Below are 14,209 nucleotides of genomic sequence, written 5' to 3' on the forward strand. Positions count from 1 at the left end.
ATTACGCAAAAAAAAGCCCGGCTTTGGTGACCGGGCAGAAAGAGGCGAACCTTTTTGACAACTAACGCATGATTTTCTCGCCGCGTGACAGACCCACAACCCCCGATCTCGCGACCTCGACAATTTTTGCGACATCCCGCACGGACGCCAGGAAAGCATCCAGCTTGTCGCTTGTCCCGACCAGCTGAACTGTATAAAGAGAAGGCGTGACGTCGATAATCTGGCCGCGGAAAATATCCGCATTGCGTTTGACTTCATCACGCCCGTAGCCGCTGGCCTGGATTTTCACCAGCATGACCTCACGTTCAACGTAGGCACCCTGCCCCAGCTCGCTCACGCGCAGTACGTCGACCAGCTTATGCAGCTGTTTTTCAATTTGCTCAAGTACTTTGGCATCGCCGACGGTTTGGATCGTCATGCGCGACAGCGTCGGGTCTTCCGTCGGGGCAACGGTCAGGCTTTCAATGTTATAGCCGCGCTGCGCAAAAAGGCCAATGACGCGCGACAGTGCGCCAGACTCGTTTTCCAGTAAAACAGATAATATCCGGCGCATATCAGGTTCTCTCCGTTTTGCTTAACCACATTTCATCCATACCACCACCCCGAATATGCATCGGATAAACGTGCTCGGTTCCATCAACAATCACATCCATAAAGACGAGGCGGTTGCTTTTAACGTGCTCAAGCGCCTGGGCAATCTTCGTTTCCAGCTCGGCCGGATCCGTCACCCGCATGCCTACATGGCCATAAGCTTCAGCAAGACGAACAAAATCCGGCAGAGATTGCATGTAGGACTGAGAATGTCGGCCAGAGTAGATCATATCCTGCCACTGCTTCACCATCCCGAGGTAGCCGTTATTCAGGTTCAGCACCAGTATCGGCAGTTCATATTGCAGCGCGGTAGACAGCTCCTGGATGTTCATCTGAATGCTGCCGTCTCCGGTCACGCAGACGACGGTTTCATTCGGCAGCGCCAGCTTCACGCCCAGCGCGGCGGGCAGACCAAAGCCCATGGTTCCTAAACCACCGGAGTTGATCCAGTGTCGCGGTTTATCAAACGGGTAATACAGGGCGGCAAACATCTGATGCTGCCCCACGTCTGAGGTCACGTACGCCTCACCTTTCGTCAGTCGCCACACCGCTTCAATGACCGCCTGCGGCTTAATGTTTTCACTTTGCGTGTCATATTTCAGGCACTGACGCGCGCGCCACTGTTCAATCTGCTGCCACCAGTCGCGGATCTCATCCAGCGGCTGGGTTACACTCTCCTGGGTCAGCAGGTCCAGCATTTGCTCCAGAACCTGACGGGCATCGCCGACGATCGGCACATCAGCCGACACCGTTTTTGAAATTGACGTTGGATCGATATCAATGTGCAGCACGGTGGCGTTCGGACAATACTTCGCCAGGTTGTTAGTGGTGCGATCGTCAAAGCGCACGCCGACGGCAAAGATCACATCGGAATGATGCATTGTCATGTTGGCTTCATAGGTACCGTGCATACCCAGCATCCCCAGCGCCTGACGATGGGTGGCAGGGAACGCCCCCAGCCCCATCAGCGACGACGCAACGGGAAGGTTAAGCTTTTCAATCAGTTCACGAAGCTGGGCTTCACAGGCAGAGTTGATCGCCCCGCCACCGACATAGACCACCGGTTTTTTGGCGGCCAGAAGCGTTTGCAACGCTCGCTTGATCTGACCTTTATGCCCCTGCGTTGTGGGGTTATAAGAGCGCATGCTGACCGATTCCGGCCAGACATAAGGCAGCTTGTTTGCCGGGTTGAGAATATCTTTAGGCAGATCGACCACCACCGGTCCCGGGCGTCCGCTCGCCGCCAGCCAGAAGGCTTTTTTCAGTATGCCGGGAATGTCTTCTGTTTGCTTGACCAGAAAGCTGTGCTTCACAACGGGACGCGAAATCCCGACCATGTCGCACTCCTGAAACGCATCGTAGCCAATCAGCGAGGTTGCTACCTGCCCGGAGAGGATCACCAGCGGAATGGAGTCCATATAGGCCGTCGCAATGCCGGTAATGGCGTTTGTCGCGCCGGGGCCGGACGTGACTAATACCACGCCCACTTCACCCGTCGCACGTGCCAGGCCGTCAGCCATGTGTACCGCCGCCTGCTCGTGACGTACCAGAACATGGTCAATGCCCCCAACCGTATGCAGCGCATCATAAATATCGAGGACCGCACCGCCAGGGTAGCCGAACACTTGCTTTACGCCCTGATCGATCAGCGACCGAACGACCATTTCCGCGCCAGACAACATCTCCATGCTTTGCCTCCAGGCATTTTGTTATAGACGGACTGCCGAATTCATTTCCGCACCGTCTTACGATTGGGATAAACCAATCTTATATTTTGCAGAGTGTTCTTTACCTTAACCGCTCGTTATGAGGCAGGCAATTAGCAAACCCGGTGAGATAAACGCTGCGTAAAGCAGAAAAAGCAGCCGTTATCAGAAGATATGGTTAATTCCTCTGGGAATAGAGGATGGGGTGATAAATCATCGCTGAAAACCGCGACAATGCAGGAAATCATCTATTTTTGCGCGCCGGAGAGCAGTCAGAAAAAAAGATTCACAGAACAAAATAGCAAGTATTCTGAAAAACTCAGGATAAATCACATAAACCAATGCGATTTATCCTGATGCGTTTACCGGCGGCAGATGCCAACCAGCAACTCTTCCATCCACTGATGCCCTTTATCCCGGCCCGCCGCTTCATGCCAGGAAAGATAACAGGTACGGCTATTTAGCTTGAGCGGCAGAGGCAAAATTTGCAGATTTAAAGGGTCAGAAAACTCTTCTGCCAGCCAGCGCGGCGCAATTGCCACCAGCTGTGTCTGGGAAACCACGTTTAATACGCTGACCATGGCCATGCCCTGATAAGCCACGCTCGCCTGTTTATCCGCAGTGTCATACCACGGCAGGCTAAAGGAAGCATATCTGTCGAGCGCAACAACGGCGTGCTGCTCGTTATAAACATCGTTTTCTCGCAGCGGAGAATTCAGGCGCGGGTGTTTTTTACTGGCGACCAGAACCATTTCATCTTTAAACAGCGGCACGCAGGAAAATTCCGGACGACGGAACTCTTCATATCCCAGAACGAATTCGATCTCCTGATAGCGTAACTGATGTTCCGTGTTTTGATTCAGAGATGATTTAAAAACAAGATGGATATTTGGTGCGATCTCTTCAACTTTATTATAGATTATTGACGTTAAATAATTATCTAATGGGCTGCAGACACAAAGATGAAATACGCGCTCGCTGCTTAAAGGTTCAAAGCCCGATCCCGGCAGCTCATTTTGGACCAGTTGCAACGCCTGGCGGATGGAGCCGAACAGCTGGAATGCGCGTGCCGTAGGCTGGATCCCCCTCCCGTAGCGAACAAATAATTCGTCGTTAAACATGAGCTTAAGTCTGGCGACGGCATTACTCACCGCAGGTTGTGACATCCCCAACGCTTGAGCCGCGCGGGTGATATTCTGTTCCTGCATAACCGCATCAAACACCGTCAGAAGATTCAGATCCACCGTGCGTAACTGCGGTTTAATCCCATCAGTAGCTTGAGACTGTTTAATATTATTTTCTGGCACTTCTGACTCCACTGTCACGCTACACTCCTTTGCCAACGTACTGTAATAATCTCGAAAAATATGATTTATCATGCAAATACGATCAGCGAAAGAGAATTATTTAAAATTCGGAATATATAAAGACTCTATACTAACGAAAATTAATGAGCAAAAAAGATATGTTTGACTTTAGGATCTGAATGAAACCATAAACCAAACAAATATACAATTGCCATCAGGTTAATGATGACTTAAGCATTATTAAACTGTTATTGCTATCTCCCTACAGTTAGTTAACAACCTGTTATCTCTGTTCGTTTTTTAGCACTCAGAAATAGATTCACTGCATTTATAACTTAATGATATCCAAACTCTTTAAGCATAAAGCATCCTCTTCATGACATTTCACTCATTTTTAAACAATTATATTCATTTGTTTCTGCAACTCTTTTCTTAAGTCCAAAATTAGACAATTAGTCGGGCAGGAAAAGCTAAAACCAGCACAATTAGCTAAAGTGAATATCCTGTTGATTCCGTCTGTCGGGCCCGTTTTCATCCTCAGGGGTTGACATGAACAGCCGTATCCAGTACCACTAAAAGCATATTGAATTTAACGGAGCACGATTCATGACACGCACCATTCGTTTCACCGGTCTACTACTACTAAACGCATCCACTGTGCGCGGTAGACTGGCGGGCGAAATTCAGCGTTGAATCGTCACCAGTAAGACTAAAAACCCGCGCCACTGCGCGGGTTTTTTTATGCTCGTAGCAAGGCGCCCTAAGACTGACAAGGACCTAACCCATGAGCCAGCAAGTCATTATTTTCGATACTACTTTACGTGACGGTGAACAGGCATTACAGGCAAGCCTGAGTGTAAAAGAGAAACTGCAGATCGCGCTGGCTCTCGAACGTATGGGTGTCGACGTGATGGAGGTCGGTTTCCCTGTCTCTTCCCCGGGTGATTTCGAATCCGTACAGACCATTGCGCGCACCATTAAAAACAGCCGCGTCTGTGCCCTGGCGCGCTGCGTAGAGAAAGACATCGACGTCGCCGCCGAGTCGCTGAAGGTCGCCGAAGCGTTCCGTGTCCACACCTTTATTGCCACCTCGCCTATGCACATCGCAACCAAATTGCGCAGCACGCTGGATGAGGTGATTGAGCGTGCGGTTTACATGGTTAAGCGCGCACGCAACTATACCGATGACGTTGAATTCTCCTGTGAAGATGCGGGCCGTACGCCAATCGAAGACCTGGCACGCGTTGTGGAAGCCGCCATCAACGCGGGTGCGAAAACCATCAACATCCCGGACACAGTCGGCTACACCATGCCGTTTGAGTTCGCCAACATCATCACCGGCCTGTATGACCGCGTGCCGAATATTGATAAGGCAATTATCTCCGTCCACACCCACGATGATTTGGGTCTGGCCGTGGGCAATGCCATCGCCGCGGTACACGCCGGCGCGCGTCAGGTAGAAGGCGCGATGAACGGCATCGGCGAACGCGCGGGCAACTGTTCGCTGGAAGAGGTGATCATGGCGATCAAAGTGCGCAAAGACATCATGGACGTGCACACCCGCATCAATCACAACGAAATCTGGCGCACCAGCCAGACCGTCAGCCAGATATGCAACATGCCGATTCCGGCTAACAAAGCGATTGTCGGTACCGGCGCCTTCGCGCACTCCTCCGGTATTCACCAGGATGGCGTCCTGAAGAACCGTGAAAACTACGAAATCATGACTCCGGAATCCATTGGCCTGAATCAGGTACAGCTGAACCTGACCTCCCGTTCCGGTCGCGCCGCGGTTAAACACCGTATGGAAGAGATGGGTTATAAGGACAGCGATTACAACATGGATCAGCTGTACGACGCGTTCCTGAAGCTGGCCGACAAAAAAGGTCAGGTGTTCGACTATGACCTGGAAGCGCTGGCCTTTATTAACAAGCAGCAGGAAGAGCCGGAGCACTTCCGTCTGGATTACTTCAACGTGCAGTCCGGCTCCAGCGACATCGCAACCGCCTCGGTCAAACTGGCCTGCGGGGATGAAATTAAAGCAGAGGCCGCTAACGGTAACGGCCCTGTCGATGCCATCTACCAGGCGATTAATCGCGTCACCGAGTACGACGTTGAGCTGGTGAAATATGACCTGACGGCCAAGGGCCACGGCAAAGATGCACTGGGTCAGGTCGACATTGTTGTTACCCACAATGGCCGCCGCTTCCATGGCGTGGGCCTGGCGACCGATATCGTTGAATCCTCCGCGAAAGCGATGGTGCATGTGCTGAACAACATCTGGCGCGCCGCCGAAGTCGAAAAAGAGTTGCAACGCAAAGCTCAGAATAAAGAGAACAACAAGGAAACCGTGTAATGTCGAAGAATTACCATATTGCTGTGTTGCCGGGCGACGGTATTGGTCCGGAAGTGATGGCACAGGCGCTGAAAGTACTGGAAGCCGTTCGCGCGCGTTTTGCGATGAAAATCACCACCAGCCACTATGACGTGGGCGGTATTGCGATTGATAACCACGGCACGCCGCTGCCAAAAGCGACCCTGGAAGGCTGCGAAAATGCCGATGCCGTGCTGTTTGGTTCCGTCGGTGGCCCGAAATGGGAACACCTGCCGCCGGCAGAGCAGCCAGAGCGCGGCGCGCTGCTGCCGCTGCGTAAACATTTCAAGCTGTTCAGCAACCTGCGTCCGGCGAAGCTGTATCAGGGTCTGGAAGAGTTCTGCCCGCTGCGCGCGGATATCGCCGCCAACGGTTTCGACATTCTGTGCGTGCGTGAACTGACCGGCGGGATCTACTTCGGTCAGCCAAAAGGCCGCGAAGGCAGCGGACAACACGAGAAAGCGTTCGACACCGAGGTGTATCACCGTTTCGAAATCGAACGTATCGCCCACATCGCTTTCGAGTCGGCGCGCAAACGCCGCCATAAAGTAACCTCCATTGATAAAGCGAACGTGCTGCAGTCCTCCATTTTGTGGCGCGAGATCGTCAGTGAAGTCGCTAGGGAGTACCCGGACGTCGCGCTGTCGCACATGTACATCGACAATGCGACCATGCAGCTGATTAAAGATCCGTCCCAGTTTGACGTGCTGCTGTGCTCCAACCTGTTCGGCGATATCCTCTCTGACGAGTGCGCGATGATCACCGGCTCGATGGGCATGCTGCCCTCCGCAAGCCTGAATGAAGAAGGCTTTGGCCTGTACGAGCCTGCGGGCGGCTCCGCGCCGGATATTGCAGGCAAAAACATTGCCAACCCTATTGCGCAGATCCTCTCCCTGGCCCTGCTGCTGCGCTACAGCCTGGATGCAGGCGATGCAGCAACCGCAATTGAAAACGCCATTAACCGGGCGTTAGAAGAAGGCGTCCGTACCGGCGATTTAGCACGCGGCACGGCGGCAGTCAGTACCGATGAAATGGGCGACATCATTGCCCGCTATGTCGCTGAAGGGGTGTAATCATGGCTAAGACGTTATATGAAAAGTTGTTTGATGCGCACGTTGTTTACGAGGCGCCAAACGAAACCCCGCTGCTGTACATTGACCGTCATCTGGTGCACGAAGTGACCTCTCCTCAGGCATTTGACGGCCTGCGGGCGCACAAGCGTCCGGTACGTCAGCCGGGTAAAACCTTCGCGACGATGGATCACAACGTATCCACCCAGACCAAAGACATTAATGCCTCGGGTGAGATGGCCCGTATCCAGATGCAGGAGCTGATTAAGAACTGCAACGAGTTTGGCGTTGAGCTGTACGACCTGAACCATCCATACCAGGGGATCGTCCACGTGATGGGGCCTGAGCAAGGGATCACCCTGCCGGGCATGACCATCGTCTGCGGGGACTCCCATACCGCGACCCACGGCGCGTTTGGCGCTCTGGCATTCGGGATTGGCACGTCCGAGGTGGAACATGTTCTGGCAACGCAGACCCTGAAACAGGGCCGCGCCAAAACCATGAAGATTGAAGTGAAGGGTAAAGCCGCACCGGGTATTACCGCAAAAGACATCGTGCTGGCCATCATCGGTAAAACCGGCAGCGCGGGCGGCACCGGTCATGTTGTTGAATTCTGCGGGGAAGCCATCCAGGCGCTGAGCATGGAGGGACGCATGACCCTGTGCAATATGGCGATTGAGATGGGCGCAAAAGCCGGTCTGGTAGCGCCGGACGAAACCACCTTCAACTACGTGAAGGGTCGTCTGCACGCGCCGAAAGATCAGGATTTTGACGACGCGGTAGCGTACTGGAAAACCCTGAAAACCGACGATGGGGCAACGTTTGACACCGTCGTCACGCTGCAGGCAGAAGAGATTGCGCCTCAGGTGACCTGGGGCACCAATCCGGGCCAGGTGATTTCCGTTAACGACAATATCCCTGACCCGGCATCCTTTACCGATCCGGTCGAGCGCGCCAGTGCCGAAAAAGCGCTGGCCTATATGGGACTGAAGCCCGGCGTGCCGTTGACCGATGTCGCCATTGATAAAGTCTTTATCGGTTCCTGCACCAATTCCCGTATCGAGGATTTGCGTGCCGCCGCCGAGATTGCCAAAGGCCGCAAAGTGGCACCGGGCGTGCAGGCGCTGGTGGTACCTGGCTCCGGTCCGGTGAAAGCCCAGGCGGAAGCCGAAGGTCTGGATAAGATCTTTATCGAAGCGGGCTTCGAGTGGCGCCTGCCCGGCTGCTCCATGTGTCTGGCCATGAACAACGATCGCCTGAATCCGGGCGAGCGCTGCGCCTCCACCAGCAACCGAAACTTTGAAGGCCGTCAGGGCCGCGGTGGGCGCACCCATCTGGTCAGCCCGGCAATGGCAGCCGCTGCGGCAGTCACCGGCCATTTCGCCGATATTCGCAGCCTGAAATAAGGAGACAATCATGGCAGAGAAATTTACCCAACATACGGGCCGGGTTGTCCCGCTGGACGCCGCTAACGTCGATACTGACGCTATTATTCCTAAACAGTTTCTGCAGAAAGTAACGCGTACCGGTTTCGGCGCACATCTGTTTAACGACTGGCGTTTCCTGGACGATAAGGGCGAAGTGCCTAATCCGGAATTCGTTCTGAACTTCCCGGAATACAAAGGCGCCTCCATTTTGCTGGCACGCGAAAACTTTGGCTGCGGCTCATCCCGTGAACACGCGCCGTGGGCGCTCACCGACTACGGTTTTAAAGTGGTCATTGCCCCTAGCTTCGCGGATATCTTCTACGGCAATAGCTTCAACAACCAGCTGCTGCCCGTCACGCTGAGCGATGAACAGGTCGATGAGTTGTTCGCGCTGGTTAAGGCGAATCCGGGCATTTCGTTTGAAGTGGATCTGGAAGCCGAAGTGGTGAAAGCCGGGGATAAGACCTACAGCTTCAGCATTGATGCCTTCCGCCGTCACTGCATGCTGAACGGTCTGGACAGCATTGGTTTAACTCTCCAGCACGACGCGGCGATTGCCGCTTACGAAAACAAACAACCTGCATTTATGAAATAATCCTCCGGCCTGCAGTCCACTCTGCAGGCCGCGTTTTATCTTGATACCCGACTCCTTCTGTAAATACTTCCCAAACCCAGCCACTAATGACGTTATATTTAATGTCAATTTAATGTTTCCTGCGCAGAATAACCGCTCAATCAGCTGGCAGCGGAAACAATCATGGAAAAGAAAAATGGCAATGAGTCTCATATCCGTTCTCGGGAAATACATAAATGCACATTAGTAAGCGTAATAATAAATAGTTTACTCACTGCCTTTCAGATAGTTGCAGGAATATTTTCCGGCTCACAAGGTTTAATTGCTGATGGAATTCATTCTCTTTCCGATTTATCCTCCGACTTTGTCGTTCTGATTGCGAATAAAAAGAGTCAGAAAGCCTCTGATATCGATCATCATTACGGTCATCTGCGTTTCGAAAACGGTGCAAAGCTCATTATTGGCGCTATTCTGCTGCTTGTGGGGGTCGGGATGCTCTGGTCCGCAGGGAATAAACTGCTTCACCCCGAGACGCATCAGCTGGTGAAAGGGGCCGCCTTGTGGGTGGCGATTCTGGCGCTGGTGGTAAAGGAAAGCCTGTTCAGATACATGTTTGCCACGGGAAAACGTATTCAGTCCTCGCTGCTGATAGCCAATGCCTGGCACGCCCGTTCTGACGCAGCGTCGTCAGTGGTTGTCGCCATCGGCATTGCCGGGAATTTAGTGGGTTTTCACGCGATGGACCTCATTGCGGCCCTGATTGTCGGGATTTTCATCGCCCATATGGGTTACAAATTTGCTGCCGATGCCCTGCACGACCTGATGGACCGCTCGCTGGAGCCCGAACTGGAGCACGACATCAAAACGTGTCTTCTCGCAACCGAGGGCGTCACCGGACTCCATGATTTAAAAACCCGCAAGATGGGTGATTTAGCCCTTGTCGATGTTCATCTGGAAGTAAACGGCGAATTAAGCGTAAAAGAAGGACATCAGATTGCCGTTAATGCCAGAAATAACGTGATGCAAAAATTCAATGTGCTGAACGTGATGACGCATATTGATCCTGCCCGCTAATCGAAACGCATAAATACAGTGTGACGCAACCTATCGTTAAGGTTTCGTTAATTAATCTGCGTCACACTGCATCGCATCAGCTCTCTCATTATTGAGGTAAAATGCGATGAAACCAACATTACGCGATACGCTTCCCCATAAAGAAACGCCTTTTCTTCGCATACTGCACATTCTTGTGGCCGTACTGGTCCTGGCCCAGATTATCAATTCTAATTTCACCGAAAGTGAAGCCCTCCACGAATCCGGGCTGAACGGAATTGTCACCTGGATCCATGTTATCTCCGGATTTGGTTTAATTTTTTGTGGCATTGCCATGATGGCATGGATGTTAACCCAGCGCGGATTTAAGTATTACTTCGCCTGGCTGGCGCTGGATTTTCGCGGAATTGTTGACGATATTCGCACCCTCGCGCAGCGTCAGCTTCCTGACGCGCATGCTGGCGGTATGGCGGCAACGGTGCAAGGTCTGGGCGTGCTGGCGCTGCTGGGCGTTGCACTCTGCGGCGCGGCCTGGTTCGTGCTGAACGCCACGCTCGGGCCGGTTTCGTCCGTCACGGAATCCGTCTTAGATTTGCATAAATTCCTGACGGTCTTTATTGAGACATATTTCTGGGCACACGGCTTCATGGGCCTCGTTCATATGTACCTGACGCTACGAGCGCAGCGTAAATATCAGTATTCAGAATAAAACGGTTCACAGAGCCCGGCGTTCCCGGGCTCCGTTTCGTTCATCCGATCACACGTCTTTTACGCGGCAGGTTAGCAGAAGCGTCACGACGGATAGCGCCGCAATCATCCAGTAGACAGACGCATGGCCGTAGCTTTGCGCCAGCGCCCCCTGAATCACGCCCGCCAGAATCACCCCGGTTGAAATGCTGTTGGTAAAAAGCGTGGTCGCCGAGCCGGCACGGCCGGGCATGAGATCCTGAAACCAGAGCATGCCGATCCCGGCAACAATCCCAATAAACACGGCGTTAAACAGCTGCAGCGCCAGCAACGCTTCCCGCGAATGGAAAAGGATCAGCCCCGCGTAGAACAGCACCCCGGCCGCCACGGCGACGATCATCATCCTGCGCTTTCCAAACCGCTTAACGTAGTAACCCGCCAGAATCATTGCCGGAATTTCCAGCCCGGCGGCAGTTCCCATCAAGATCCCCGCAAGCTTGTCCGGCAGGCCCAGATCGCTGCTGATCCACAGCGGCATATCGATGATGTACATGGTGTTGCAGGTCCACATCAGCGTGGAGGCAATAAACAGCATGCGGACGTTTTTGTCCTGCCAGCCGCTCACTTCGGTGACAGGTTTATCCGTCGTCTGTTCGACGCGCGCCACGGACGGCAGCGCGAAGGCAATAAGCGCCAGGCTGATGACAAAAATCCCGGCGGCGATGGAAAACATGGTGGTAAAGCCGTAGTTCAACGCCAGCATGAAGGCCAGCGGCGGGCCAATGACCCACGCCAGCGAAAGCTGGGCGCGCATCACCGAGCTGAACATCACCACTTCCCGCGCCGAGTTATCCGCATATTCACGGGCCAGCGCGAACAGCTGCGGCATGGCGGTGTTCGCCAGCGACGCCAGCAGCACGCCGCAGGTAATGAGCGTCAGATAATGACGGTTGAAGGCAAAGAGCAGCGCGTTACCCACGGCCATGGCGCAGCAAAAGAGGATCAGCCTGCGGCGATCGCCCTGGCTGTCCGATCGTTTCGCCAGCGCGAGGCTGACCAGGATCCCGGCAATGGCGTTAACGGTGTAAAACAGGCCGACCCAAAACGGCTGCGCCCCCACCTCGCGGCTGAGAAACAGGCTCAGCGTCGGGGCCTGCAGCGCCCCCGCCACGCCCATCATAAAGGCCACCAGCATAAAAGCGGCATACACGCCGTTCAGGCGTCGCCCCATCGTCATCAACCACAGCATGCGCAAGTCCTTGTGAAAGCGAATCGAAATTGGGTGAATAGTAAACGAAAAAAGCCAGCAAAAACATTTTGCTGGCGGGTGATAAGCACCAATACTCAGTCACACATGATCGAGGCGAGTTAGCGGGAAGAGGTCGGGGCTGTAACGTCCCACTGCATCAATTCTTCTAACGTTTTCAGCCGTTGCTCTGCACACCGGCGGGCCAGCCAGGACGCTCCTTTTGTCGCTGAAAAGTACTGCTGATAGAACTGACGTGCGGTAGACCTCTTCATAATTTACCTCCTCGCTTCATCGGGGAAAATTATTGGCCTAATATAGGGATAAATAAATTGCTGGTTTTTTGTCAGGAGTTCCCCTTTTATGCCTTCCGGTCGTCTGCAACAACAGTTTATCCGCCTCTGGCAGTGCTGCGAGGGGCAATCGCAGGAGACCACGCTCAACGAGCTGGCTGACCTGCTTAGCTGCTCCCGCCGCCATATGCGCACGCTGCTCAACACCATGCAGCAGCAGGGCTGGTTAAGCTGGGAAGCGGAGGCGGGACGCGGCAAACGCTCGCGGCTGACTTTCCTCTATACCGGGCTGGCGCTGCAGCAGCAGCGCGCGGAAGATCTGCTCGAGCAGGATCGCATCGATCAGCTGGTACAGCTGGTGGGCGACAAAGCCGCCGTGCGCCAGATGCTGGTTTCCCACCTCGGGCGCAGCTTTCGTCAGGGCCGACACATTCTGCGGGTGCTCTACTATCGCCCGATGAAAAATCTGTTGCCCGGCACGGCCTTACGCCGCTCTGAAACCCACATGGCCCGGCAAATCTTCAGCGGCCTGACGCGGATAAATGAGGAAAACGGGGAACTGGAGGCGGATATCGCGCACCACTGGCAGCAGGTTTCCCCGCTTCACTGGCGCTTTTTTTTACGCCCCGGTATCCACTTTCACCACGGCCGCGAGCTGGAAATGCACGACGTTATCGCCTCCCTGGAACGTGCCCGCAGGCTCCCACTCTACTCGCATATCTCCCGCGTCCACTCGCCCACGGCCTGGACGCTGGATATTGAGCTGTCGCAGCAGGATAAGTGGCTTCCCTGGCTGCTGGGCTATGTGCCGTCGATGATTTTGCCCGGCGAGTGGGAATCAATGAACAACTTTGCCAGCCTGCCGATTGGCACCGGGCCTTACTCCGTGTCCCGCAATAACAGCAACCAGCTGAAAATCCGCGCGTTCGACGACTACTTTGGCTATCGGGCGCTGATCGACGAAGTGAACGTCTGGGTATTGCCGGATCTCAATGAAGACCTGAGCTGCGGGCTGACGCTGGAAGGCCCCACCACGGGAGAAAAAGCCGTGGAGAGTCGCCTCGAGGAAGGGTGTTACTATCTCCTGTTTGACCGCCGCACCCACCGTGGGGCAAATCAGGCCGTCCGCAAGTGGATCAGCCACGTTTTGTCCCCTTCCAATCTGATTTACCATGCGGAAGAGCAGTACCAGACATACTGGTTCCCGGCGTACGGCCTGCTTCCGCGCTGGCACCACGCCCGCCCGGTGCACTGCGACAAACCCGCAGGGCTGGAGTCCATCACCCTGACCTACTACCGCGAGCACGTGGAGCATCGTTTTATCGCCAGAATCATGACCCGGCTGCTGGCAGCCGAGGGGGTCAGGTTAGAGGTCAGGGAAGTGGACTATGACGAATGGCATCAGGGGGAGATCGCCAGTGATATCTGGCTCAACAGCGCCAACTTTACCCTGCCGCTCGATTTTTCCCTTTTCTCGCATTTGTATGAAGTCCCGCTGATCCAGCACTGCATCGACCGTGACTGGCAGCAGGACGCCGCCCTGTGGCGCGCGGGCGAAATGAATCTTGCAGCGTGGTGCCAGCAGCTGCTGGCCGAGCAGGCGATCGTACCCTTGATCCACCACTGGCTGATGATCCAGGGCCAGCGCAGCATGCGCGGCCTGCGGATGAACACCCTGGGCTGGTTTGATTTTAAATCCGCCTGGTTTGCGCCGCCGGAGCCATAACGCTTTCGTAATATTCACCAAATCATTACAATAGCGCCGTTCTCAACGGGGTGCTGCATCACAGATGTGCGCTGAGATAATACCCGTCGAACCTGATCCGGATAACGCCGGCGAAGGGATTTGAGGCTGTCTCTCAAAATCCTTTGCCACTCAAC

The 14,209-nt window shown here is 54.2% G+C and carries 13 protein-coding genes and 1 riboswitch; of the genes, 8 read left to right on the forward strand and 5 right to left on the reverse strand.

What is annotated here, in order from left to right; genetic code table 11:
• Positions 1–61: 61 nt before the first annotated feature.
• From ilvN to leuO, 3 genes are all read right to left on the reverse strand, one after another.
• Positions 62–553, reverse strand: a complete 492-nt coding sequence (ilvN, locus tag AC1VYI_RS20995; RefSeq protein WP_023310389.1) for an acetolactate synthase small subunit — start codon at positions 551–553, stop codon at positions 62–64.
• A gap of 1 nt (position 554) precedes the next feature.
• Entirely contained in the window at positions 555–2,279 is a 1,725-nt protein-coding gene (gene ilvI / locus AC1VYI_RS21000; RefSeq protein WP_134866809.1) for an acetolactate synthase 3 large subunit, read from the reverse strand.
• Positions 2,280–2,659: 380 nt separating this feature from the next.
• On the reverse strand, positions 2,660–3,604 hold the full coding sequence (gene leuO / locus AC1VYI_RS21005) for a transcriptional regulator LeuO (protein WP_029741223.1): 945 nt from the start codon (positions 3,602–3,604) through the stop codon (positions 2,660–2,662).
• Positions 3,605–4,210: 606 nt separating this feature from the next.
• On the opposite strand from leuO, the gene leuL reads away from it, so the two are divergent.
• From leuL to AC1VYI_RS21040, 7 genes are all read left to right on the forward strand, one after another.
• On the forward strand, positions 4,211–4,297 hold the full coding sequence (gene leuL, locus AC1VYI_RS21010; RefSeq protein WP_071786497.1) for a leu operon leader peptide: 87 nt from the start codon (positions 4,211–4,213) through the stop codon (positions 4,295–4,297).
• Positions 4,298–4,388: 91 nt separating this feature from the next.
• Positions 4,389–5,960 carry a 2-isopropylmalate synthase gene (gene leuA, locus AC1VYI_RS21015; protein WP_226483426.1) on the forward strand — a complete coding sequence of 524 codons (1,572 nt, stop codon included), beginning with the start codon at positions 4,389–4,391 and terminating at the stop codon, positions 5,958–5,960.
• Positions 5,960–7,051 (forward strand): 3-isopropylmalate dehydrogenase, encoded by a 1,092-nt coding sequence (leuB, locus tag AC1VYI_RS21020; RefSeq protein ID WP_134866810.1) that lies wholly within the window; start codon positions 5,960–5,962, stop codon positions 7,049–7,051. Before leuA ends, leuB begins: the two co-directional genes overlap by 1 nt.
• A gap of 2 nt (positions 7,052–7,053) precedes the next feature.
• A complete protein-coding gene (leuC, locus tag AC1VYI_RS21025; RefSeq protein WP_047742830.1) occupies positions 7,054–8,454 on the forward strand; it encodes a 3-isopropylmalate dehydratase large subunit in 1,401 nt (466 codons plus the stop codon).
• A gap of 10 nt (positions 8,455–8,464) precedes the next feature.
• The gene (leuD, locus tag AC1VYI_RS21030; RefSeq protein WP_039260825.1) at positions 8,465–9,070 is read left to right on the forward strand and encodes a 3-isopropylmalate dehydratase small subunit; all 606 of its coding nucleotides are present in this window, start codon (positions 8,465–8,467) and stop codon (positions 9,068–9,070) included.
• A gap of 162 nt (positions 9,071–9,232) precedes the next feature.
• Positions 9,233–10,123, forward strand: a complete 891-nt coding sequence (locus AC1VYI_RS21035) for a cation diffusion facilitator family transporter (protein WP_134866811.1) — start codon at positions 9,233–9,235, stop codon at positions 10,121–10,123.
• A gap of 106 nt (positions 10,124–10,229) precedes the next feature.
• On the forward strand, positions 10,230–10,811 hold the full coding sequence (locus AC1VYI_RS21040; protein ID WP_045400998.1) for a cytochrome b/b6 domain-containing protein: 582 nt from the start codon (positions 10,230–10,232) through the stop codon (positions 10,809–10,811).
• Positions 10,812–10,859: 48 nt separating this feature from the next.
• On the opposite strand, the gene AC1VYI_RS21045 is transcribed toward AC1VYI_RS21040, so the two are convergent.
• Together AC1VYI_RS21045 and sgrT are read right to left on the reverse strand one after the other, a co-directional pair.
• Positions 10,860–12,038, reverse strand: a complete 1,179-nt coding sequence (locus AC1VYI_RS21045) for a sugar efflux transporter (RefSeq protein ID WP_023310380.1) — start codon at positions 12,036–12,038, stop codon at positions 10,860–10,862.
• A gap of 119 nt (positions 12,039–12,157) precedes the next feature.
• Entirely contained in the window at positions 12,158–12,310 is a 153-nt protein-coding gene (gene sgrT, locus AC1VYI_RS21050; RefSeq protein ID WP_023310379.1) for a glucose uptake inhibitor SgrT, read from the reverse strand.
• 88 nt (positions 12,311–12,398) lie between these two features.
• Between sgrT and sgrR the strand changes: the two genes are divergently transcribed.
• The gene (gene sgrR / locus AC1VYI_RS21055) at positions 12,399–14,054 is read left to right on the forward strand and encodes an HTH-type transcriptional regulator SgrR (protein ID WP_059445787.1); all 1,656 of its coding nucleotides are present in this window, start codon (positions 12,399–12,401) and stop codon (positions 14,052–14,054) included.
• A 36-nt stretch (positions 14,055–14,090) separates the two neighbouring features.
• A riboswitch (TPP riboswitch) is annotated at positions 14,091–14,191 on the forward strand.
• Positions 14,192–14,209: the final 18 nt, after the last annotated feature.

It is taken from the genome of Enterobacter sp. QK-SA4, assembly GCF_056856775.1.